Origin of the sequence: Viridibacillus arvi, from assembly GCF_001274945.1 — a bacterium.
In the GTDB taxonomy this organism is placed as follows: domain Bacteria; phylum Bacillota; class Bacilli; order Bacillales_A; family Planococcaceae; genus Viridibacillus; species Viridibacillus arvi.
The window spans coordinates 94,603-116,536 of sequence record NZ_LILB01000007.1; the positions used below are offsets into that span (position 1 = coordinate 94,603).

23 protein-coding genes are annotated in these 21,934 nt (G+C 36.2%); 20 read left to right on the forward strand and 3 right to left on the reverse strand.

All coding sequences use genetic code 11. The features are described from left to right. The first annotated feature begins 15 nt into the window (after window positions 1-15). The 6 genes from mnmG to AMD00_RS17940 all read left to right on the forward strand — a co-directional run bounded on the left by mnmG (window position 16) and on the right by AMD00_RS17940 (window position 6,210). The gene (mnmG, locus tag AMD00_RS17915) at window positions 16-1,914 is read left to right on the forward strand and encodes a tRNA uridine-5-carboxymethylaminomethyl(34) synthesis enzyme MnmG (protein ID WP_053418418.1); all 1,899 of its coding nucleotides are present in this window, start codon (window positions 16-18) and stop codon (window positions 1,912-1,914) included. 42 nt (window positions 1,915-1,956) lie between these two features. Then, window positions 1,957-2,673, forward strand: a complete 717-nt coding sequence (rsmG, locus tag AMD00_RS17920) for a 16S rRNA (guanine(527)-N(7))-methyltransferase RsmG (protein WP_053418419.1) — start codon at window positions 1,957-1,959, stop codon at window positions 2,671-2,673. A gap of 194 nt (window positions 2,674-2,867) precedes the next feature. Further along, complete coding sequence (gene noc / locus AMD00_RS17925) at window positions 2,868-3,728, forward strand: nucleoid occlusion protein (protein WP_053418420.1); 861 nt, start codon at window positions 2,868-2,870, stop codon at window positions 3,726-3,728. A 172-nt stretch (window positions 3,729-3,900) separates the two neighbouring features. After that, window positions 3,901-4,662 carry a ParA family protein gene (locus AMD00_RS17930; RefSeq protein WP_053418421.1) on the forward strand — a complete coding sequence of 254 codons (762 nt, stop codon included), beginning with the start codon at window positions 3,901-3,903 and terminating at the stop codon, window positions 4,660-4,662. Beyond that, window positions 4,655-5,494 (forward strand): ParB/RepB/Spo0J family partition protein, encoded by an 840-nt coding sequence (locus AMD00_RS17935; protein ID WP_053418422.1) that lies wholly within the window; start codon window positions 4,655-4,657, stop codon window positions 5,492-5,494. Before AMD00_RS17930 ends, AMD00_RS17935 begins: the two co-directional genes overlap by 8 nt. 11 nt (window positions 5,495-5,505) lie before the next feature. After that, a complete protein-coding gene (locus AMD00_RS17940) occupies window positions 5,506-6,210 on the forward strand; it encodes a DUF554 domain-containing protein (RefSeq protein WP_053418423.1) in 705 nt (234 codons plus the stop codon). Here AMD00_RS17940 and yyaC read toward each other — a convergent pair. After that, window positions 6,154-6,762 (reverse strand): spore protease YyaC, encoded by a 609-nt coding sequence (gene yyaC, locus AMD00_RS17945; protein WP_083446293.1) that lies wholly within the window; start codon window positions 6,760-6,762, stop codon window positions 6,154-6,156. The two genes, AMD00_RS17940 and yyaC, sit on opposite strands and share 57 nt — an antisense overlap. A gap of 80 nt (window positions 6,763-6,842) precedes the next feature. On the opposite strand from yyaC, the gene AMD00_RS17950 reads away from it, so the two are divergent. The 3 genes from AMD00_RS17950 to ychF all read left to right on the forward strand — a co-directional run bounded on the left by AMD00_RS17950 (window position 6,843) and on the right by ychF (window position 9,122). Then, on the forward strand, window positions 6,843-7,721 hold the full coding sequence (locus AMD00_RS17950) for a mechanosensitive ion channel family protein (protein ID WP_053418573.1): 879 nt from the start codon (window positions 6,843-6,845) through the stop codon (window positions 7,719-7,721). Window positions 7,722-7,723: 2 nt separating this feature from the next. Continuing rightward, a complete protein-coding gene (locus AMD00_RS17955) occupies window positions 7,724-7,939 on the forward strand; it encodes a DUF951 domain-containing protein (RefSeq protein WP_053418424.1) in 216 nt (71 codons plus the stop codon). Window positions 7,940-8,021: 82 nt separating this feature from the next. After that, a complete protein-coding gene (gene ychF, locus AMD00_RS17960; RefSeq protein ID WP_053418425.1) occupies window positions 8,022-9,122 on the forward strand; it encodes a redox-regulated ATPase YchF in 1,101 nt (366 codons plus the stop codon). A 51-nt stretch (window positions 9,123-9,173) separates the two neighbouring features. Here the strand turns inward: ychF and AMD00_RS17965 are convergent, their stop codons facing one another. Continuing rightward, window positions 9,174-9,725 carry a DUF3267 domain-containing protein gene (locus AMD00_RS17965; RefSeq protein ID WP_053418426.1) on the reverse strand — a complete coding sequence of 184 codons (552 nt, stop codon included), beginning with the start codon at window positions 9,723-9,725 and terminating at the stop codon, window positions 9,174-9,176. 169 nt (window positions 9,726-9,894) lie between these two features. Here AMD00_RS17965 and rpsF point away from each other — a divergent pair, with 169 nt between their 5' ends. The 10 genes from rpsF (at window position 9,895) to AMD00_RS18015 (ending at window position 18,985) form a co-directional block, all read left to right on the forward strand. Continuing rightward, window positions 9,895-10,185, forward strand: coding sequence for a 30S ribosomal protein S6 (gene rpsF / locus AMD00_RS17970; protein WP_038178796.1), 291 nt, complete (start codon window positions 9,895-9,897; stop codon window positions 10,183-10,185). A gap of 42 nt (window positions 10,186-10,227) precedes the next feature. After that, a complete protein-coding gene (ssb, locus tag AMD00_RS17975; RefSeq protein WP_053418427.1) occupies window positions 10,228-10,776 on the forward strand; it encodes a single-stranded DNA-binding protein in 549 nt (182 codons plus the stop codon). A 55-nt stretch (window positions 10,777-10,831) separates the two neighbouring features. After that, entirely contained in the window at window positions 10,832-11,068 is a 237-nt protein-coding gene (gene rpsR / locus AMD00_RS17980; RefSeq protein ID WP_038178800.1) for a 30S ribosomal protein S18, read from the forward strand. A gap of 227 nt (window positions 11,069-11,295) precedes the next feature. After that, window positions 11,296-12,237: a YybS family protein gene (locus AMD00_RS17985; protein ID WP_053418428.1), complete on the forward strand. Its 942-nt coding sequence runs from the start codon at window positions 11,296-11,298 to the stop codon at window positions 12,235-12,237. A gap of 13 nt (window positions 12,238-12,250) precedes the next feature. Then, a complete protein-coding gene (locus AMD00_RS17990) occupies window positions 12,251-14,227 on the forward strand; it encodes a DHH family phosphoesterase (RefSeq protein ID WP_053418429.1) in 1,977 nt (658 codons plus the stop codon). Beyond that, on the forward strand, window positions 14,224-14,673 hold the full coding sequence (gene rplI / locus AMD00_RS17995; RefSeq protein WP_053418430.1) for a 50S ribosomal protein L9: 450 nt from the start codon (window positions 14,224-14,226) through the stop codon (window positions 14,671-14,673). Before AMD00_RS17990 ends, rplI begins: the two co-directional genes overlap by 4 nt. A 12-nt stretch (window positions 14,674-14,685) precedes the next feature. Next, the gene (gene dnaB / locus AMD00_RS18000) at window positions 14,686-16,044 is read left to right on the forward strand and encodes a replicative DNA helicase (protein WP_038178807.1); all 1,359 of its coding nucleotides are present in this window, start codon (window positions 14,686-14,688) and stop codon (window positions 16,042-16,044) included. A 136-nt stretch (window positions 16,045-16,180) separates the two neighbouring features. Further along, window positions 16,181-17,470, forward strand: coding sequence for an adenylosuccinate synthase (locus AMD00_RS18005; RefSeq protein WP_053418431.1), 1,290 nt, complete (start codon window positions 16,181-16,183; stop codon window positions 17,468-17,470). A 103-nt stretch (window positions 17,471-17,573) separates the two neighbouring features. After that, the gene (locus AMD00_RS18010) at window positions 17,574-18,428 is read left to right on the forward strand and encodes a hypothetical protein (RefSeq protein WP_053418432.1); all 855 of its coding nucleotides are present in this window, start codon (window positions 17,574-17,576) and stop codon (window positions 18,426-18,428) included. Next, window positions 18,425-18,985: a hypothetical protein gene (locus AMD00_RS18015; protein ID WP_053418433.1), complete on the forward strand. Its 561-nt coding sequence runs from the start codon at window positions 18,425-18,427 to the stop codon at window positions 18,983-18,985. Before AMD00_RS18010 ends, AMD00_RS18015 begins: the two co-directional genes overlap by 4 nt. A 42-nt stretch (window positions 18,986-19,027) precedes the next feature. On the opposite strand, the gene AMD00_RS18020 is transcribed toward AMD00_RS18015, so the two are convergent. Next, complete coding sequence (locus AMD00_RS18020) at window positions 19,028-19,840, reverse strand: YitT family protein (protein WP_445684133.1); 813 nt, start codon at window positions 19,838-19,840, stop codon at window positions 19,028-19,030. Between the two features lie 473 nt (window positions 19,841-20,313). Between AMD00_RS18020 and AMD00_RS18025 the strand changes: the two genes are divergently transcribed. Then, complete coding sequence (locus tag AMD00_RS18025; protein WP_053418435.1) at window positions 20,314-21,777, forward strand: peptidoglycan DD-metalloendopeptidase family protein; 1,464 nt, start codon at window positions 20,314-20,316, stop codon at window positions 21,775-21,777. The last annotated feature ends 157 nt before the right edge of the window (window positions 21,778-21,934 follow it).

A 21,934-nucleotide genomic window follows, 5' to 3' on the forward strand; every position in this document is an offset into this window, starting at 1 on the left:
AAGGAAGTAACGAGCATGCCAACAAAATTTGAAGCAGGCACGTTCGATGTGATTGTAATTGGAGCAGGTCATGCAGGAGTAGAAGCTGCATATGCTGCATCAAGAATGGGTGCAAAAACACTTATGTTAACAATCAATCTTGATATGATCGCCTTTATGCCATGTAATCCATCAGTAGGTGGCCCAGCTAAAGGGATTGTTGTACGCGAAATTGATGCATTAGGCGGTGCGATGAGTAAAATTATCGATAAAACACATATCCAAATGCGTATGTTAAATACAGGTAAAGGTCCAGCAGTACGTGCTCTACGCGCACAAGCAGATAAAGTACTTTACCAACAAGAAATGAAAAAGTTACTAGAAGACGAAGAAAATCTTACAATTCACCAAGCAATGGTAGATGAATTAATCGTTGAAGACGGTGAAATAAAAGGTATCGTTACGCAAGTTGGTGCTGTTTATCATGCAAAAACAGTTATTGTTACAACTGGTACATTCTTACGAGGTGAAATCATTATTGGTGACTTGAAGTATTCAAGTGGTCCAAATAATCAGCAGCCATCTATTAAATTAGCGGATAATTTAAAAGAACTTGGCTTTGAGTTAGTACGCTTTAAAACAGGTACACCACCACGTGTTAACAGCAATACAATTGATTACAGTAAAACTGAAATTCAGCCTGGTGATACAGAGCCTCGTGCGTTTAGTTATGAAACGACTGAATATATTACAGATCAACTACCATGTTGGCTGACATATACAAGTGAAGAAACACATGAAATCATTAATGATAATCTTCATTTATCTCCAATGTATTCAGGGATGATTAAAGGTACGGGTCCGCGTTATTGCCCATCAATTGAAGATAAGGTTGTTCGATTTAGTGATAAGCCTCGTCATCAATTATTCTTAGAACCAGAAGGCCGTAATACACGTGAAGTGTATGTTCAAGGGTTATCAACAAGCTTACCTGAACATGTACAACGCAAGCTGTTGGAATCGGTGCCAGGTCTAGAAAAGGCAGAAATGATGAGAGCAGGTTACGCAATCGAATACGATGCAATTGTACCAACACAATTATGGCCAACACTAGAAACTAAACGCATTGCAAACTTATATACAGCTGGTCAAATTAACGGTACTTCAGGTTATGAAGAGGCTGCTGGACAAGGTCTAATGGCTGGAATTAACGCTGCTGCTAAAGCACTTGGTAAAGAAGAGATGATTCTAGGACGTGCAGATGCATATATAGGTGTGTTAATCGATGACCTTGTAACAAAAGGAACAAACGAACCATATCGTCTATTAACATCTCGTGCAGAATACCGATTATTACTACGTCATGACAATGCGGATATACGTTTATCTGATCGTGCTTATGAAGCAGGTTTAATTTCCCAAGAGCGTTATGATAAATTTGATACAAAACGTAAAAAAGTAGACAATGAAATTAAACGTCTTCGTGATACAATTTTAAAACCAGATGCTAAAACACAAGGCGTATTACGTGATTTAGGTAGTAGTGAATTAAAAGATGGTATCCGTGCAGCTGATCTATTAAAACGACCAGAAATGACGTATGAATTATTGTCAACATTAACAGAGTCACCTGTCGAGTTATCAACAGAAGAAAAAGAGCAAATCGAAATTCAGGTAAAATATGAAGGCTATATTGAAAAAGCACTTCAACAAGTAGATAAGCTAAAAAAAATGGAAAACAAAAAAATTCCAGAGAACATTGATTATGAGGCAATTTCAGGAATTGCAACTGAAGCAAAACAAAAATTAAAACAAGTAAGACCACTATCTGTTGCTCAGGCATCACGCATCTCAGGTGTAAACCCTGCTGACATTTCAATTTTACTAGTGTATATTGAACAAGGTAGAATAGCGAAATTAGCAAGCAACGAATAATATGACAAAACCAATAGTGGCACTACATGGAAGGGGAAAATCATGAACGAAGAACAGTTTGTGCAGGCTTTAAAAGAACAAGGAATTGAGTTATCAGAGGGACAGTTAAAACAATTTCATACTTATTTTGAACTATTAGTTGAATGGAATGAGAAAATGAACTTAACTGCAATTACTGACCAGCCATCTGTTTATTTAAAGCATTTCTACGATTCTATTAGTGCTGCTTTTTATATGGATTTCGATAAAGTACAATCTATATGTGATGTAGGAGCAGGTGCAGGTTTTCCGAGTATTCCTATTAAAATCTGTTTCCCACATTTACAGGTGACAATTGTAGATTCATTAAATAAACGTATTCAATTCTTAACACATTTAAGTGAACAGCTACATTTAGATCATGTTGAATTTGTTCATTCGCGTGCAGAGGATTTTGGTCAAAATCCGAAATATAGAGAACAATTTGATCTTGTAACTGCACGAGCAGTCGCTAGATTATCAGTACTTTCTGAGTTATGTATACCGCTTGTGAAAACAAATGGTCATTTTGTTGCAATGAAAGCAGCAAGTGGTGATGAAGAGATGAAGGATGCAAAAAAAGCATTAACAGTACTAGGTGCTAAATTAGTAGATAGCTATTCATTCTTATTACCAATCGAAGATAGTGAACGTTCTATTTTTATTTTTAATAAAACAAAAAATACACCGAAGAAATATCCACGTAAGCCAGGTGTACCAAATAAATCACCAATCCAATAATTGTTTCGTTCCACGTGAAACATAAAAGGGTTCTTACGTTTTTTATAGAAAATAACTATAATGATATGTAGAAGTTTTACTTATTGCACAATGATAGTCAAAATATAAATAGTTCTCTCCACCTTCTAACGGGCTTTTACCTATGATATTAGATGGAGAATGCTTGGAAATATCGTTAAAGGTGGTGCCAAGGGATGAAAAGTACTTTTTCACGTTTTTTTGGAAGTGGTGAGAAAGTAGAACACGACTCGAAAAATGAGGTAGAAAGTGCGGAATCGGTTGTCAAACTCCTTATTGATGAGATCCAGCCGAATCGTTATCAGCCACGTACAATTTTCGATGATTCGAAGATTGAAGAGCTTGCACGAACAATCCGTACACACGGTGTAATTCAACCAATCGTCGTTCGAAAAATGGAAGAAGGTCATTACGAAATAATTGCCGGTGAGCGTCGTTATCGCGCGATGAAAATGTTAGAGTGGACAGAAGTGCCCGCGATTGTCCGTGAAATGAACGACAAAGAAACAGCTTCAGTGGCGTTAATCGAAAACTTACAACGTGAAGAACTTACATCAATTGAGGAAGCACAGGCTTACCTAAAATTATTAGAACTTCATGGTTTAACACAAGAAGCACTTGCCCAAAGGCTTGGTAAAGGTCAGTCAACAATAGCTAATAAAATACGCTTATTAAAGCTACCTGAAGAAATCCAAATGGCTATTTTAAAAAGGGAGATTTCAGAACGTCATGCACGTGCTTTGGTACCTGTCAAAGACAAGGAATTGCAATTAGCGTTGTTACAAGAAATAATCGACAATGATTATAATGTACGACAATTAGAGCAAAGAATTGATGAAATTCTAAATCCTGCTGAAAAGCCAAAGAAAAACAAACCAACCCGTAAAGCAATTAGTAAAGACATTCGTATCGCATTAAATACAATTAGACAATCACTTACGATGGTCACAAAAACAGGTATAAATGTAGAAGCCGAAGAAGAAGAACATGATGAATTTTACCAAATCACTGTGAAGATACCGAAAAAGAAATCATAATTTCATCTATTTTAAACTCTTGTCTAGTATTTTGGACAAGAGTTTTTTTATATATTTTTCTTTTATAATAAGAGCCTATTGTACATTTTTTTGATAGAATGAAAATTAGGTACTCAAATTAATTTAATATTGCCTATTTTTATAAAATTGATTTTGGAAAGCAGGTGCACATGTGGGTAAAACAATTGCAATCGCTAACCAGAAAGGCGGCGTAGGAAAAACTACAACATCAGTTAATCTTAGCGCTTGCCTCGCCCATTTAGGTAAAAAAGTATTAATGATTGATACAGACCCTCAAGGAAATGCAACAAGTGGAGTGGGGGTTAACAAAGGTGAAGTACATAAATGTATTTATGATGTGCTAATTGATGACGAATCAATTAAAGATGTCATTCGAGAAACAAAAGTAAACAATTTATATATAGTACCTGCTACAATTGCGTTAGCGGGAGCTGAAATAGAACTAGTATCAACAATTTCAAGAGAAGTACGGTTAAAACATGCAATTGAAGATATAAAAAATGACTATGATTACATCGTAATTGACTGTCCACCATCTCTAGGTTTATTAACAATTAATTCATTAACAGCATCTGATTCGATTCTGATTCCAGTACAATGTGAATATTACGCTTTAGAAGGATTAAGTCAGCTATTATCAACTGTACGATTAGTGCAGAAGCATTTAAATCATCAGCTAACAATTGAAGGTGTTTTATTGACGATGCTCGACGCACGTACCAATTTAGGCCTTCAAGTAATTGAAGAAGTGAAAAAGTATTTCCAAGATAAAGTGTTTAAAACAGTTATCCCGCGGAATGTCCGTTTAAGTGAAGCGCCAAGTCACGGGGAACCGATTATTGTATATGATGCAAAATCGCGTGGGGCAGAGGGGTATTTAGAGCTTGCAAGGGAAGTGATTAAAAATGGCTAAAGGTCTAGGAAAGGGAATTAACGCATTATTCCCAGGTGAATCTTTATCTAGTAATGAAACAATAGAGCATTTGGCATTAACAGAGTTACGGGCAAATCCATATCAACCTCGGAGAATTTTTGATGAATCCGCAATAGAGGAATTGGCAATATCAATTAAAGAACATGGAGTTTTGCAACCAATTATTGCCCGTAAACGAGTTAACTTTTATGAAATTGTTGTTGGTGAAAGAAGGTTTAGGGCTTCTAAACTAGCGGGGTTAACAGAAATTCCAGTTGTTGTCCGAGAGATGGACGATCAACAGATGATGGAGTTAGCAATTCTTGAGAATTTACAACGTGAAGATTTAACCCCAATTGAAGAGGCTGAGGCTTATACAAATCTAATGGATAACTTAAACTTAACACAGGAACAATTGGCAGCTCGGTTAGGGAAAAGTCGTCCACATATTGCGAACCATGTCCGACTGTTAGCATTACCGGAAGATGTACGTATCCTTTTATCAGAAGGTAAAATCACAATGGGTCATGGTCGTGCATTGCTAGGTTTGAAAAGAAGAAAATTAATATCACAAGTAACTGAAAAAGTGCTAAGCCAGCATTTGAATGTTCGCCAGTTAGAGGCATTAGTACAATCTATGAATGACAATGTTTCACGTGAAACAAAGAAGAAAGTGAAAAAAGATATTTTTATTGCAGAAAAAGAATCACAGCTACGTGATTATTTTGGTACGAACGTGACAATTAAAGAATCAAAAAATAAAGGAAAAATTGAAATTGAATTTTTCTCTGCTGATGATTTAGAGCGTATATTAGAATTACTCGAAGATTGAGAGGATTTCATTTGGTTCTATTAGGTACAGCAATAAACGCATTGTTAATTGTAATTGGTACATTAATTGGTAGATTGTTACAGGGGATACCCGATAATACAAAAGAGACAGTGATGAGTATTATAGGCCTGGCAGTTGCAGTATTGGGTATTCAAATGGGCATACAAAGCGAGAATTTTATCATCATCATTGTTAGCCTTGTGTTTGGTTCGATACTTGGAGAATGGATTGATCTAGATAAACAATTAAATCGTCTAGGTCAGTTTATGGAAAAGAAATTAGGAAACAAGGCTAAAGGTGGAAATATTTCACAGGGCTTTGTTAATGCTACTCTTATCTTTGTTATCGGTTCAATGGCTATTATAGGTGCGTTGGATAGCGGCCTACGCAATGATCATTCTGTTTTAATAACAAAAGGTATTATTGATGGTTTTACAGCGGTAATTTTAGCTTCAACACTAGGGATAGGAGTTATGTTATCTGCTGTTCCTGTATTTTTGTATCAAGGTATTATTGCTGTTTTTGCAGGACAAATTAGTCGATTCATACCTGATGCTGCACTACAAATGTTCATTCAAGAAATGACAGCAACCGGTGGAGTTATGATTCTCGCAATAGGTCTTAATTTAGTAGGCGTAACAAAAATCCGCGTGGCCAACTTACTTCCGGGAATACTCGTTGTGGCCATCGCGGTTATGTTCATCTACCTTTTTTAAAGAATAACGACTCCAAGCCAAAAATAGAGCACGTGAAATTTGTTGGCTCATTTCGTACGTTACATGTAGACGAGTGTTTTGTAAAACTGCATGCTCCATAAATCCTCCAATGTTGACTATGCCTTTTATAGACATATCGCCAATAGGGGGGAGCTCCTTCTTCACAGCTTTGCCAGGCAGTAAAGGTCCCTCATGAACGATAATTTCCCCAATGCGTTGCTGTGAACCAAGACAAGCATCAATGGCAACTACAAACGGTTTTATTTCATGGGTAGATAAATTATCAACTGTATCTGTTAGATTCAGTGCATGAAGGGGTTTTTCTAAGGTTCCAATAATTTTATAAGGAAATGAAACATATTGATTCAAAAAACTGCCGGCTAATGGTCCGAGTGAGTCTCCAGTAGAACGATCGGTTCCAATACAGCAAAATACAAGATTTTCGTGATGAAATGGTATATGCTCTAAAAGGAAAGAGCTCAACCTCCAAATGGCACCTGATTCTTTATAATGAAGAACATGTGAAAATGGTTGATTCGAAGTTATAAGCATCCAGAATCTCTCTTTCTTTTTTCAGCATTATACGCATTACGAGAATTTTTTATGCAAGAGGAGCGTCAAAATTGGAAAAAATGTATAACAACTTTATGGCAGCTTTGACTAGTGAAGAAATGTGGATGGGAATTGGTCGTGCAACAATAAAAATTGCAGTAATCACGATATTATCAATGGTTGTTGTACGTGTAGCTAAAATGGCTATTCGTAAAGGCTTTGAATTCCGTATGAAAGCGCCAGCCCCATTACAACCCGCATCTGAAAGACGATATCGAACTATTTTGAAACTGGTGCAAAGTATTGTTTCATATGTAGTATACTTTTCTGCGATTTTAGCGATATTATCGGCTGTAAATATAGATGTTAAAGGGCTTTTAGCAGGTGCCGGAATCGTAGGTTTAGCAGTCGGGTTTGGTGCACAAAGTTTAGTGAAAGATGTCATCACTGGATTCTTCATTATTTTTGAAGATCAGTTTGGTGTCGGTGACTATATTAAAATTACTTCAGTAGAAGGTACTGTACTCGAAATTGGGTTACGCACAACTAAAATTAAAGGTGCTGCTGGAGAGATTAATATTGTTCCAAATGGGTCAATCACTGATGTTGTAAACTATTCTATAAATAACTCAATTGCTATTATCGATGTAAGTGTTGCTTATAGTTCAGATATTGCTAAAGCAGAGCGGTTAATAGAGGAATATCTTAAAGAACTACCAAAAAAACATGAAGAAATAACTGCTCCTCCTACATTATTAGGTGTACAAAATGTCGTAGGTGCAGAAGTTTCCCTTCGCATTTCAGTGGAGACATTGCCGATGCAACATTTTGCAATATCACGTATGGTTCGTCGTGATGTAAAAGAAATTTTTGATCGAAATCGTATCGAAATTCCTTATCCAAAAATGATGGTTTATGAAAGAGATAATAATCAAACATTTAACGAAGAAGGAGAATGATGATGGAAGCAAAAAAGTTTGAGCTAGGCGATGTTGTAGAAATGAAAAAACAACATCCTTGTGGAACGAACGAGTGGAAAATTATCCGAATGGGTGCAGATATTCGGATTAAATGTGAAGGTTGTCAGCATAGCGTTATGATTCCACGAAGAGAGTTTGAAAAAAAGTTAAAGAAAATATTAATTCCTGCTAATCCAGTAACAGAAGAGCAAAATTAGACTTTTACTAGATGAGTCTCTATAATTAACAAGTCGTGTAAATAGAATAGTGTTTATGAAAAATTGAAAGGTTGTGAAAAGAATGGCTTTAACAGCTGGCATCGTAGGTTTACCTAACGTAGGTAAATCGACATTGTTTAATGCAATTACAAAAGCAGGAGCAGAATCTGCAAACTACCCGTTCTGTACGATTGATCCAAACGTAGGAATCGTTGAAGTACCAGATAATCGTCTTCAAAAATTAACGGAATTAGTAGAACCGAAAAAGACTGTACCAACAGCTTTTGAATTTACTGATATTGCTGGAATCGTAAAAGGCGCTAGTAAAGGTGAAGGTCTTGGTAACAAGTTCTTAGCACACATTCGTGAAGTAGATGCAATTACACAAGTAGTTCGTTGTTTCGCTGACGATAATATCACACATGTATCAGGTAAAGTTGATCCAATCGAAGATATCGAAGTTATTAACCTTGAGTTAATTCTTGCAGATTTAGAAGCAGTTGAAAAACGTCTATCTCGTGTTGAAAAATTAGCAAAACAAAAAGATAAAGATGCAATGGCAGAAGCACCAATCTTAACTCGCTTAAAAGAAGCTTTTGAAGCCGAAAAACCTGGTCGCTCAATTGACTTTACTGAAGAAGAATTTAAAATCGTTAAAGGATTCCACCTACTGACTGTGAAACCTATGCTATACGTAGCAAACGTTTCTGAAGATGAAGTAGCGAATGCTGACGACAATGAATACGTACAAAAAGTGCGCGAATATGCAAAAGCTGAAGGCGCAGAGGTAATTGTTATTTGTGCGAAAATCGAAGAAGAAATTGCAGAGCTTGATGATGAAGAAAAAGCAATGTTCCTTGAAGAACTAGGTATCGAAGAATCTGGTTTAGACCAATTAATTCGTGCAGCCTACAATCTACTTGGACTAGCAACTTACTTCACAGCAGGTGTACAAGAAGTACGTGCATGGACATTCCGTAAAGGGATGAAAGCACCGCAATGTGCTGGTGTTATTCACTCTGACTTTGAACGTGGATTTATCCGTGCAGAAACAGTTGCTTATGAAGATTTAATGGCATACGGCTCAATGACTGCAGCTAAAGAGGCAGGTAAAGTACGTCAAGAAGGTAAAGAATACATCGTACAAGATGGCGATGTTATGTTATTCCGCTTCAACGTATAATATATAAGTAAAAGACAGCGCTGGGTGTATCCTGCACTGTCTTTTTTTATTTTAATATGTTTTGTTTTTGTATAAATATAATCTAGGAAAATCAGGGTCATCTTTTACCCAATATGTATTTGGATATTTACGAAGTGCGAAATACATAGCAAAATCTCCAACAGCACCAGCAATTAACCAAGCTCCTAATACAACAAGCATCGTACTATTAAAGTAGAGACCAAAAGCAGCCGGAATAACGCCGGTTGTCCAAAATGGTAGAAGAAGTGCTTTTTTCATTGCCTTATTACAAATAGGCTCTTTTGTTGTTGCATAGGCGACACCCATCTTCAAATTTACACCGTAATCCAGCGAGCGAAAAGGTACTTTACCAAAAATCATAAAACCAATTAAGTGAAAAATTTCATGTAACACAATTAAAATAATATAATATGCGATGAATAATAAAATACTTAAAAGTGAAAAGTTCAGTTCAAATACTTTATGGATCCAACCATTTAGAAAAATAAGTCCGATCATTAAGCTAACAGTCATAATAATGTTTTGCCAAGCTATTTTTTTTAAGTCTAGCTCGATAATTGAAGGTTCTTCATGTTCTATCAAATTTATCACCTCTAATCTAAGTATAATGGAAATGACTTGGGAATGTATAGGGATGAAGGTTGCTATATTCAAATTAATGTGCTACAATTCACTGATGTGAGTAATAAATTTACTTGCTCCTTGCCCACTGCAACTAGTCGGGCCAAAGTCCATAAGGAGGTGCTTATAGATGAAAAAGTACGAATTAATGTACATCATTCGCCCAAACATTGAAGAAGATGCGAAGAAGGCTCTTGTAGAACGCTTCAACGAAATCTTAACTTCAAACGGCGCTGAAGTCATCGAATCAAAAGAGTGGGGCAAACGCCGCTTAGCTTACGAAATCAATGATTTCCGTGAAGGTTTCTACCAAATCGTGAAAATCAACGCTGACGCTAAAGCTATCAACGAATACACTCGTCTTGCTAACATTAGCGAAGACATTATTCGCCACATTGCAGTTCGCGAAGAAGAAAAATAATTTTAATTAATAAAAATCGCAGATAAAGGAGGTTGTATTCTGATGATTAACCGAGTCGTATTAGTTGGAAGACTAACAAAAGATCCGGAACTTCGCTATACACCAAGTGGCGCAGCTGTTGCTCGCTTTACAATCGCTGTAAATAGAACATTTGCTAACCAACAAGGTGAAAAACAAGCGGACTTTATTAACTGTGTTGTTTGGCGTAAACAAGCTGAAAATACTGCTAACTTCTTGAAAAAAGGAAGCCTAGCGGGCATAGAAGGCCGTATCCAAACAGGTAGTTATGAAGGACAAGATGGTAAACGTGTTTACACAACTGAAGTTGTTGCAGATAGCGTGCAGTTCTTAGAGCCGCGCGGTGCTGCAGGAGATCGTTCGCAAGGACAGCAACAGTACGGTGGACAACCATCATATGGTGGTGAACAATCGTACGGCCAAGCTCCACAACAAAACAACTATCAGCAACAACCATCTTATCAACAGAATCAATCACCTAGTCAGCAAAACTATACGCGTGTAGATGAAGATCCTTTTGCTAACAACAATGGTGGTCCAATCGAAGTTTCTGAAGACGACTTACCATTCTAAGTAAAAATCCATTGCACGCAATATATACCAATATACTTAAGGAGGCGACAATACTATGGCACCACGTAGAGGAGGCCGCAAACGCCGTAAAGTTTGCTATTTCACTTCTAACAACATCAAACACATCGACTATAAAGATGTAGATTTGTTGAAAAAATTCATCTCTGAGCGCGGAAAAATTCTTCCACGCCGTGTAACTGGTACTAGCGCAAAATACCAACGTAAACTTACAGCTTCAATTAAAGTTTCTCGTATTATGGGCTTACTTCCATTCAGCACAGAAGAAAGATAATAACTTTCTAAAGACCGGGTAACCGGTCTTTTTTTTTTACAAAAATAATACCTTCAGCGACTTAATCTATTTTATATAATAGTTAAACGTACTGCATAAAATATCTCCATAGAACACCCCACAATCCGTAAAAGTATAGCCTAGCGCTTTTTTGTTCATGAACATGAAACATGGTACAATAATAAGATGAAATAAAAGATTGTCTTTTGGAAAAAGGAAGGTTATAGATGCCTAAAAATAAAACGCAACAACTGACACAAGGGGCGATGATGGCCGTAATATTTACAGCCCTTTTAGCGATTACTTCATATATTCCTATATTATCTTTGGTAACCATTTGGTTTATTTCTTTTCCAATTGCTTGGTATAGTGCAATGTATGATCGCAAAGCTTCAATGATAGTAGCTGTTGTTAGTATAGGAGTCTCTGTACTCGTTACAGGTATAATGTCTCTGCCGCTTGCTATTATTTTCTGTCTTGCAGGATTTTTAATTGGCGATACACTTCGTATGAAAAAAAGCAAAGTTTATTTATTTATGACTACAGGTATTAGTGTATTACTATCTATGGCAATTATGTATGTTATCTCGGTTAAGTTATTCAATGTAGATAGTTTGAAGATTATGTTGGAGATAGCCAGAGAAAGCTATGAAAGATCAAATGAATTAGCTAAGACTATGCCAGGTGTTAAAGCGCTGACTGTTGAACAGTTAGAGCAGATGTTTGATTTAGTAACTATGGTAATGCCGACTATGATTACGATGTCTGTATTCATGATCACTTTTATTATCATTACAGTCAATTTACCGTTATTAAAACGTTTTGGAATAACTGTTCCAAAATTTGCACCATTTAAAGACCTTCAATTACCTAGATCGGTCTTATGGTACTATATGCTAGTTTTAATAGTGACATTATTTATAAAACCTGAAAGTGGCTCTTTTGCTGATATGGCTTTTTTGAATCTGTCATTTATACTTAGCACATTACTGCTGTTACAAGGGATTTCGTTTATTCACTACTATGTACATGAACAAGAATGGCCTAAATGGATTGCAATAGTAAGTACTATTTTAGCGTTACCTTTATACTCGTTTGTTACGCTACTTGGTATTGTGGATTTAGGATTTAATATTCGTGCGCTTGTGACGGGAACGCCGAGAAAATAAGGAGCTGAATTCTATGGGTACTTTGTTCAGAAAAAGACCAATTCGATATCCTCTTTTAATTCTGTCTCTTCTTAGTGTAGCAAGCGTTATTGCATGTGTAATGTGGCATCCGTTCATTGGTATTGCTTATGGTCTTGTAGTGGTATTTGCTTTAATATCGACTTGGAAAACGGAAAAAACAACCTATGAAGAAACAGAAAAGCACATTGAAACTCTCTCATATCGTATGAAAAAGGTAGGGGAAGAGGCCTTGCTCGAAATGCCTATTGGTATCATTTTAATTGATACTCAATATATGATTGAATGGTCGAATCCATATATGCTAGGTATTTTAGATGTAGACACATTAATGGGCGAGGAAATTTTTACACTTTCAGAGGATCTTTATACATTAATTAAACATGATGAAAAGCATGAGATGAATGTCACACTTAAGGATCGTAAATATCGAGCATTTTATAAACCCGAAGAAAGGTTATTATATTTCTTTGATATAACAGAGCAAGTAGAAATTGAAACGCTATACTATGAAGATCGTTCGGTAATAGCTGTTCTCTTTGTTGATAACTATGATGAAATTACACAAGGTATGGACGATCAAAATCGTAGCCAAACAAATTCACTTATTACATCACTTATTAATAATTGGGGCACACAATACGGTATTTTCATAAAACGTATTTCGACGGATCGTTTTATAGCGATATTAAATGAATCCATTTTACAAGAAATTGAGAAGAAGAAATTCTCTATCTTAGATGATATTCGTGAAACTACTGCAAAACAAAGCTTATCTTTGACATTAAGTATTGGCGTGGGTACTGGTTCACAATCCCTTATAGAACTTGGTGAACTAGCACAATCTAGTTTAGATCTTGTTTTAGGGCGCGGTGGTGACCAAGTTGCAATCAAGCAACCTAATGGTAAAGTGAAATTTTACGGTGGTAAAACAAATCCGGTTGAAAAGCGTACGAGAGTACGTGCGCGCGTTATTTCTCATGCACTACGTGATTTAATCCAGGACAGTGATCAAGTATTCGTAATGGGCCATAAAATGCCCGATATGGACGCGATAGGAGCAGCCATTGGAGTTCGTAAAATGGCTCAGATGAATAAAATTGATGGTTATGTCGTTATGGATTTTGATCAAATTGATAATAGCATTATCCGCTTAATGAATGTGGTCAAGGAAAAGTCAGACCTCTATGATCGGTTTATTACTCCAGAGGAAGCATTATCAAAAATTACCGATAAGTCATTATTAGTCGTTGTTGATACACATAAGCCATCAATGACTATTGAAGAAAAATTAATAAATAAGGCTGAAAAGGTCGTCGTAATTGACCACCATCGACGTGGAGAAGAGTTTGTAAAAAACCCGATGCTTGTCTATATGGAACCTTATGCGTCATCTACAGCTGAGCTTGTAACAGAATTATTAGAGTATCAGCCAAAAAATGATAAAATAACAATGTTAGAGGCAACAGCTCTTCTAGCAGGCATTATTGTCGATACAAAAAGTTTTACTTTACGTACTGGAGCACGTACGTTTGAAGCAGCGTCTTATTTACGTACAAACGGAGCAGATACAATCTTAGTACAACGTATATTGAAGGAAGATATCAATACGTATATTGAACGTTCTAAAATTGTTCAAACAGCGGAGTTTGTACATCAAGGGCTAGCTATAGCACGTGGGGATAATGACAAGATTTATAACTCGGTTTTACTTGCACAAACAGCAGATATATTATTAACAATGAAAGACATTTCTGCATCATTTGTAGTTGCTCATCGTCATGATGGAGTCATTGGTATTAGTGCACGTTCGCTAGGAGAGATTAACGTCCAGCTTGTAATGGAAGAGCTTGGTGGTGGTGGACACTTAACAAATGCTGCATGCCAATTAGACGTAGCAACAATCGATGAGGCTATTAACATGTTAAAAGAAGCAATAGAGGTTGTATTAGAAGGGAGTTCGGAATCATGAAAGTAGTATTCTTAAAAGACGTTAAAGGTAAAGGTAAAAAAGGTGAAATCAAAAATGTAGCTGATGGTTATGCACATAACTTCTTATTAAAAAATAATCTAGCTGTTGAAGCAAACCAAGCAGCAATTAGCCAATTAGATGGGCAAAAGAAAAAAGCCGCAAAAGATGCTGCTGCTGAATTAGCTGCTGCACAAGATTTAAAAGCAAAAATTGAAGAGTTAACGGTTATACTAAAAGCAAAATCAGGTGAAGGTGGCCGTTTATTTGGTGCGGTAACTACAAAACAAATTGCAGACGGTTTAAATAAACAACATGGTATTAAAATTGATAAACGTAAAATGGAATTAGCAGACGCTATTCGTGCACTAGGATTTACAAATGTGCCAGTGAAGCTACATCATGAAGTGACAGCTACACTGAAAGTACATGTTACAGAAGAAGCGTAAGGAGAGACATATATGAACGATCCATTATTGGAACGCGTTCCGCCTCATAATCTTGAAGCTGAACAATCTGTCATAGGAGCCATTTTTCTTGAACCACAATCACTCATAACGGCTTCGGAAATTCTTCTTGAAGATGATTTCTATAGATCTGCGCATGTTAAAATCTTCTCGACGATGTTGCGTCTAAGCGATCAAGGTAAAGCAATAGACGTCGTTACAGTGACAGAGGAACTTTCCAATCATAATGAGTTAGAAGACATAGGAGGCATTTCTTATTTAACGGAACTTGCCAATGCTGTACCAACAGCAGCCAATGTCGCTTATTATGCACAAATCGTTTCAGAGAAGGCTTTACTACGCCGCTTAATTAGAGTAGCAACGAAAATTGTAGAAGATGGTTATACACGTGAAGATGAAGTAGATGCACTTTTAGCAGAAGCTGAACGTAAAATGATGGAAGTGGCAAGCCGCAAAAACGCAGGCGACTTTAAGCCTGTGAAGGATGTACTTGTCCAAACATATGAAAACATTGAGCAGTTACAACACCGAAAAGGTGACGTTACAGGTATCCCTACTGGATTCCGTGATTTGGATCGCCTAACAGCAGGGTTCCAACGTGGAGATTTAATCATTGTAGCAGCGCGACCTTCAGTTGGGAAAACAGCATTTGCTTTGAATGTTGCACAAAACGTAGGAACAAAGACATCTGAAAATGTTGCTATCTTCTCACTTGAAATGGGCGCAGAACAACTAGTTATGCGTATGATATGTGCTGAAGGTAACATTGATGCACAAGTATTACGAACTGGTGCGTTAAATGTTGAAGATTGGCGCAAACTAACAATGGCAATGGGCAGTTTATCTAAGGCTGGCATTTTCATTGACGATACACCAGGTGTACGTATTAATGAAATACGAGCAAAGTGTCGCCGTTTAAAACAAGAACATGGACTTGGCATGATTTTAATTGACTATTTGCAGCTTATTCAAGGCAGTGGTAGTGGACGCGAAAACCGTCAACAAGAAGTATCCGAAATCTCACGCTCTCTCAAAGCATTAGCGCGTGAATTAGAAGTGCCTGTTATTGCTTTATCTCAGTTGTCGCGAGGCGTTGAACAACGTCAAGATAAACGACCAATGATGAGTGATTTACGTGAATCCGGAAGTATTGAGCAAGATGCCGATATCGTTTCTTTCCTATATCGTGAAGATTATTACGATAAAGAAACGGAAGATGCTAATACGATTGAAATTATTGTAGCCAAGCAACGTAATGGTCCAACAGATACGGTTAAGCTTGCGTTCGTTAAAGAACATAACAAATTTGTTAGTGTCGATTGGTCGCAGCATGAGCCAGCTGGAGGATACTAGAGTATATGAAACACGAACGTTAAAATGATATATATCATAGTGCGTTCGTGTTTTTTATTGACTATTGCCTTTTCAGTTGATACAATTATCGTGTTTGATTCAGGATGCTTGAAAGCGTCTGACGGAGGTGCTGGTAATGACATCAGTAGTAGTAGTGGGAACTCAATGGGGAGATGAAGGTAAAGGTAAAATCACCGACTTCCTATCAAAAAAAGCAGAAGCAATTGCTCGTTATGCGGGTGGAGACAATGCAGGCCATACGATAAAATTTGATGGTGAGACGTACAAGTTACACTTAATTCCATCGGGTATTTTCTATAAAGATAAGATTTCAGTTATCGGTAATGGTTTAGTTGTAAATCCTAAATCCATCGTAACGGAATTGAAATATTTACAAGAGAGAGGCGTAAGCACTGAAAATCTTCGTATCTCTAACCGTGCACACATTATTCTTCCTTATCATATTAAACAAGATATTGTAGATGAAGAAAGCCGTGGAGACAACAAAATTGGGACAACTGCTAAAGGTATCGGACCTTGCTATCAAGATAAAGTAGCACGTATCGGAATCCGTATGGCAGACTTATTGGACCGCGAAGTATTTGAGCATAAACTACGTGAAAACTTGGCTCTTAAAAATCGCCTTTTTGAGAAGTTTTATGAAACAGAAGGGTTAAATTTTGACGATATCTTTGAGGAATACTATGGTTATGGTCAAGAAATCGCTAAATATGTAACAGACACTTCAAAAATTTTAAATGATGTTCTTGATGAAGGTGGTCGTGTGTTATTTGAAGGCGCACAAGGTGTTATGCTTGATGTCGATCAAGGAACATATCCATTTGTAACTTCTTCAAACCCAGTAGCTGGAGGCGTGACAATTGGTGCCGGAGTTGGGCCATCTAGAGATATGCGCGTTATAGGGGTTTGTAAAGCTTATACATCTCGTGTTGGTGACGGACCATTCCCAACCGAATTATTTGATGAAGTAGGTCACCAAATCCGTGAAGTTGGTCGCGAATATGGTACGACTACAGGTCGTCCACGTCGTGTTGGTTGGTTCGATAGCGTAGTAGTACGTCACTCACGTCGAGTAAGTGGTATTACAGATTTATCATTAAACTCAATTGATGTATTATCAGGTCTTGAAACAGTTAAAATTTGTACAGCTTATAAATACAATGGTGAATTACTTACAGAGTATCCTGCTAACCTTCACATAATTGAACAATGTGAACCAGTGTATGAAGAACTTCCAGGTTGGTCTGAAGATGTTACAGGCTGCAGAACGCTAGAAGAATTACCAGTGAACGCTCGTCGCTATGTTGAGCGCGTTAGTGAACTAGCTGGCATTCAAATTGCTACATTCTCAGTAGGTCCAGACCGTGATCAAACAAATGTCCTTGTAGACGTTTGGGGAGAATAAGCATAAATTAATAAAAAGATAAAAAGCGGAGATAATTATCTCCGCTTTTTTTATGGCATGACACTGTATAATATTAACTATATTGTATTAAAGGAGGGTTTATTTGAAGGCGAAATGGTTTTGGGGAGCAATAAGTATCATTTTAATTAGTTGGTTAGGAAATACACTATATTATCAATCAAAGCAATTGAAGGATCCAATTATACTTTCTTCTTACATAAATATTATAAGTGACTATGAGAGAACATTTTCGATCTTTTATTTAACTAATAAAGGAGAAAATATGGAAGCAATGAGCTTACGATTAGGGCAAGAAACATTATATCCTTTAGGTAATGATAGTTATTTTGGAGAAATGGGTAATTATGTAGCATCGAGTTATTATACAGAATACATACATCATTATTTAAAAAAAGTAGATTTTAATATTGATGAAGAGCAACTAGCATATTTAAAAAGTAAAAAAATTAATGCCAATAAAATATTGATGGAATTTTCGGGACATCGTAGTTTAAATGCAAATATCGAACATTTCGAAATACATAATGAACCAAGGTCCATTAAATCAGATTTTAGTTCGAGATCTGTTGACAATATAGGTAATGTAACCGAAGATGTACAATTGCTTGAGGATGCGCATATGAAGAAACTAGAACTACCACAAGAGATTGCCTCTTTATATAAGGTGAACGTTGGAAAAAGCGGGGAGGGCGCTATGACTCCGATAGAGGATCAATCCTGGCCCATGGATGTTAAAGCCAAAGAGAGAATAATAACCCAATATAAGAGGAAAAGCAAAGTTCAACCTGGTAAATATATAGATGCAGATATTTTAATGCCTGTTACAAATAAAAAGAACAAAGAGATGGGGTATGTATTTCATTTTAGAAGTGAGCCCTCATTAACACAACGACAAGTAAATCAGCTTGTGTATGATGCAAAGGAGGAGAGTAAATGAGTGAAGGCTTTAAGCATTTATTTATTGGATATCTCTTTCTTCTAATTAATATATATATAGTTGTAGATATAATGCCTAATTTTATAGGTTACATTTTAATTTCTAGCGGTATTGCAAAAATAGCTGCTGAAGGAAAAGAAACGATGAGAGCTCAACTATTAGCAATATTACTGGCTGTGTATTCTCTGCCACATTTTTTCCTACAAGATCAAGTGAGGGCATCTTATACCTGGGGTGAATACTACGATTTAGGATATGCATTGTTACAAGTTATTCAAGTATATTTCCTCTTCGTTGTTATTCAGTCAGTTTTTACCTCTTTAGCTGCTGTGAAATTGAGTAAAATAACTAATAAGATAGGGAATTGGTATCTTTCAATACATTTGCTATCGCTGTTTACGATGACTTTAATAATAAATACATTAGGGATGTTACAAGTCACTTTCTTATTTATTATGTCAGCATTAACTCTCATTATTAACATTGTTTTTATCATTTATTTACGGAAAATGCAAAAAAGAACGGTAAAGAGCATAACGATTGATAATTTAGTATAAATAAAAAAGGCTAATTCTCTAAAGAGAATTGGCCATTTACATTTAGTGAATATCTTTCTTCTTAAAGCGTCCACCACGAACTTCGGCGATATTGCCAATTGCCAGGAATGCATGGTCATCGAGTTCTTCTACAATTGTTGTTAGTTTAGATTCTTCTAGTCGAGTGATAACCGTGAAAATCACTTTTTTTCTGTCTCCAGTATAAGCGCCCTCTCCGATTAAATATGTTACCCCACGGCCTAGACGATCCATAATAGCGCGCCCAATTTCTTCATATTCTTCGCTGATAATATAGACGGATTTCGATTCATCGAGTCCTTGAATGACTACATCGATTGTTTTGTAAGCAATGAAATAGGCTAGTACTGAATACATCGCTTGTTCCCAAGTGAAAACGAAGCCAGCTACAGCGAAAATGATTAAGTTGAAGAACATAATGATTTCGCCAACGGAGAACGGGGAATTTTTGTTAAATAGAATGGCCATAATTTCGGTCCCATCAAGAGAGCCACCATAGCGAATAACGATACCGACACCCGTACCAAGGACGATTCCACCAAATACTGTAGATAATAGTAAATCTTTTGTGAAAGGTTCAATTGGGTGTAATAGAACCGTTGCTATAGATAGAGTAGTAATTCCTAACGCGGTTGATAAGGCAAAGGTCTTCCCTATTTGCTTATAACCGAGGAAAAAGAAGGGTATGTTCAAGAGGAAAATAAATAATCCTAGTGGTAGACCGCTAAGGTGAGAAACAATAATAGATATACCAACAATTCCACCATCTAAAATATTGTTTGGTACAAGAAATTGCTCCAAGCCAATCGCCATAATAATAGCACCGGTCATCACCATAATAATACGTTTAAGTAAACGAGTTTTAGACGTTTTCCTATTTCTATCATTGATTTTTTTTGCTTCTGCTAAAATGTCTTCCATACTCCTGCTTGAGTCACTCAAACTAATCTCCCCATTCTCTAAAAAACTAATAATTCTAACTTAATTTTAACGGAATTTTCAAAAATGCAAAAGTAAAAAGAGTTATATTGTAACAATTATTACAAAAATGAAATGAGATTTTTGTATATATAGAGAGTAGTATGGTGAATAATGTTTACAAAAAATGTTTATAATATATAAAAATTACCTAATTTAACCCTTGATTTGTAAAAACTTTAAAATAAATGGAGTTTATTATACATTTTAGTGACATCAAGTGTAATATGTTCAATTGGAAATTGGATTGTGTTAAATTAGAGAGGCTTGATTTCGACATAACTCTTGTAAATAATAACTGATTTATATCAAAAAAACGAAAGGAGCTTACCATGCGTTTGAAACGGAATAGTAGTGAGAACTCTATATTTTTTAAACGAATTTGCCAATTAACAACAATGAAAGTAGCAACTATCGTAATATTCCTCGTTTCATTAGTAGGATTGAATAATGGTTATGCAAATGCTCAAAAAGACAATCAATTGCATAAAATTTATCATATATACATTAAGGATCAATACATTGGAGCAGTATCCAATGAAAAGTTAATTGATCAACATATTGAAGACAAAGTGAAAAAGGCTAGCACACAATACGATGATCTATCTCTTGATACGCCAGATTTATCCGTTATATCAGAGCAAGTTTTCCAAGAGGATACAAATGACGAAGATACTTTAAAAAAGCTAGACGATGCTTTAACAATTAAAGCTTCAGCATTTGCATTACTTATCGATGGTAAAGTGGCTACCTATGTCAAAGATATCGATGCATATGATGAAACAATTCGTCAGCTTAAATTGCAGTATGTTTCAGCCAAAGAGCTTAAGGCGTTGGATGCTATGGAAAATAATCATAAAACTTTACCAACATTAAAGAAAAATGAAACACGTATTGTGGATATTTCTATCAAACAATCAGTAGCTGGTTTGACTGAGTATACAGATCCAGCTAATGTACTAACTCCAAAGGAAGCTGTTAAATTACTAACAAAAGGAAAGCTTCTAGAGAAACCTTATACCATTAAAAAAGGCGATACACTTAGTAGTATTGCAGCTAAATATAAACTTTCAACTTCTAAACTTTTGAAACTAAATGAAGATTTAACAGATGAAAAATCTCTAACAATTGGAAATACCATTAAAGTAGCAGAGTTGGAGCCTTGGGTTAATATCGAACTAACAAAAGAATCTATAAAGTCCGAGAAAATAGAGCATAAAACAATTATAAAAAAAGATAAAAAAATGCTAACAGGTGAGAAAAATGTAAAACAAAAGGGCGAAGACGGTAAAAAACTAGTAAGGCATGTAATAACTGAAATAGATGGTGAGCCTGCTTTAGAAAAAGTAATAACTCAATCTGTTATGAAAGAAGCAGAAACACGTGTGATTGTGAAGGGAACAAAAGAAGTACCTTCACGTGGGAGCGGAAGCTTTGAATGGCCAGCAGAAGGTGGTTACATTTCAAGTGAAATGGGCTACCGTTGGGGCGAATTACATCGAGGACTCGATATTGCTAGACCGGATGGTTTTACAATTAAAGCAGCTGATAACGGCGAAGTCACGTTTGCAGGTGTGGATGGATCTTACGGCAATAAAGTAACAATTGATCATAATAATGGCTTTCAAACAGTCTATGGACACTTGGCATCGATTGATGTGGAAGTGGGACAAGTAGTAGCGCAAGGATCGAAGTTAGGAATCATGGGTACAACAGGTAATTCAACAGGTGTACACTTACATTTTGAAGTGTCTAAAAATGGAAAATTACTAAACCCGTTAAATGTATTAAAATAAAGTAGAACGATACAGTCCATTATGCAAGTGGACTGTTTTTTTTTACATAGAGTTCTTTGTAAAATGGGTTAAAAATAACATTATTCCCCGGGAAATATCAGTGTACATTGAATTCCAAAAGATGCACTCAAAGCTAAAGCATGATAGAGTTAAAGAT

What these genes read in the sequence shown, in the direction of transcription:
- AMD00_RS17955 (WP_053418424.1), top strand. Translation starts at nt 7,724, where the DNA reads ATGGAAGCAAAAAAGTTTGAGCTAGGCGATGTTGTAGAAATGAAAAAA.
- yyaC (WP_083446293.1), bottom strand. Translation starts at nt 6,762, where the DNA reads ATGCTTATAACTTCGAATCAACCATTTTCACATGTTCTTCATTATAAA.
- dnaB (WP_038178807.1), top strand. Translation starts at nt 14,686, where the DNA reads ATGAACGATCCATTATTGGAACGCGTTCCGCCTCATAATCTTGAAGCT.
- AMD00_RS17935 (WP_053418422.1), top strand. Translation starts at nt 4,655, where the DNA reads ATGGCTAAAGGTCTAGGAAAGGGAATTAACGCATTATTCCCAGGTGAA.
- noc (WP_053418420.1), top strand. Translation starts at nt 2,868, where the DNA reads ATGAAAAGTACTTTTTCACGTTTTTTTGGAAGTGGTGAGAAAGTAGAA.
- ssb (WP_053418427.1), top strand. Translation starts at nt 10,228, where the DNA reads ATGATTAACCGAGTCGTATTAGTTGGAAGACTAACAAAAGATCCGGAA.
- AMD00_RS18025 (WP_053418435.1), top strand. Translation starts at nt 20,314, where the DNA reads ATGCGTTTGAAACGGAATAGTAGTGAGAACTCTATATTTTTTAAACGA.
- AMD00_RS17990 (WP_053418429.1), top strand. Translation starts at nt 12,251, where the DNA reads ATGGGTACTTTGTTCAGAAAAAGACCAATTCGATATCCTCTTTTAATT.
- mnmG (WP_053418418.1), top strand. Translation starts at nt 16, where the DNA reads ATGCCAACAAAATTTGAAGCAGGCACGTTCGATGTGATTGTAATTGGA.
- AMD00_RS18015 (WP_053418433.1), top strand. Translation starts at nt 18,425, where the DNA reads ATGAGTGAAGGCTTTAAGCATTTATTTATTGGATATCTCTTTCTTCTA.
- rplI (WP_053418430.1), top strand. Translation starts at nt 14,224, where the DNA reads ATGAAAGTAGTATTCTTAAAAGACGTTAAAGGTAAAGGTAAAAAAGGT.
- rpsF (WP_038178796.1), top strand. Translation starts at nt 9,895, where the DNA reads ATGAAAAAGTACGAATTAATGTACATCATTCGCCCAAACATTGAAGAA.
- ychF (WP_053418425.1), top strand. Translation starts at nt 8,022, where the DNA reads ATGGCTTTAACAGCTGGCATCGTAGGTTTACCTAACGTAGGTAAATCG.
- AMD00_RS18005 (WP_053418431.1), top strand. Translation starts at nt 16,181, where the DNA reads ATGACATCAGTAGTAGTAGTGGGAACTCAATGGGGAGATGAAGGTAAA.
- AMD00_RS17985 (WP_053418428.1), top strand. Translation starts at nt 11,296, where the DNA reads ATGCCTAAAAATAAAACGCAACAACTGACACAAGGGGCGATGATGGCC.
- rsmG (WP_053418419.1), top strand. Translation starts at nt 1,957, where the DNA reads ATGAACGAAGAACAGTTTGTGCAGGCTTTAAAAGAACAAGGAATTGAG.
- rpsR (WP_038178800.1), top strand. Translation starts at nt 10,832, where the DNA reads ATGGCACCACGTAGAGGAGGCCGCAAACGCCGTAAAGTTTGCTATTTC.
- AMD00_RS18020 (WP_445684133.1), bottom strand. Translation starts at nt 19,840, where the DNA reads ATGGTGATGACCGGTGCTATTATTATGGCGATTGGCTTGGAGCAATTT.
- AMD00_RS17950 (WP_053418573.1), top strand. Translation starts at nt 6,843, where the DNA reads ATGTATAACAACTTTATGGCAGCTTTGACTAGTGAAGAAATGTGGATG.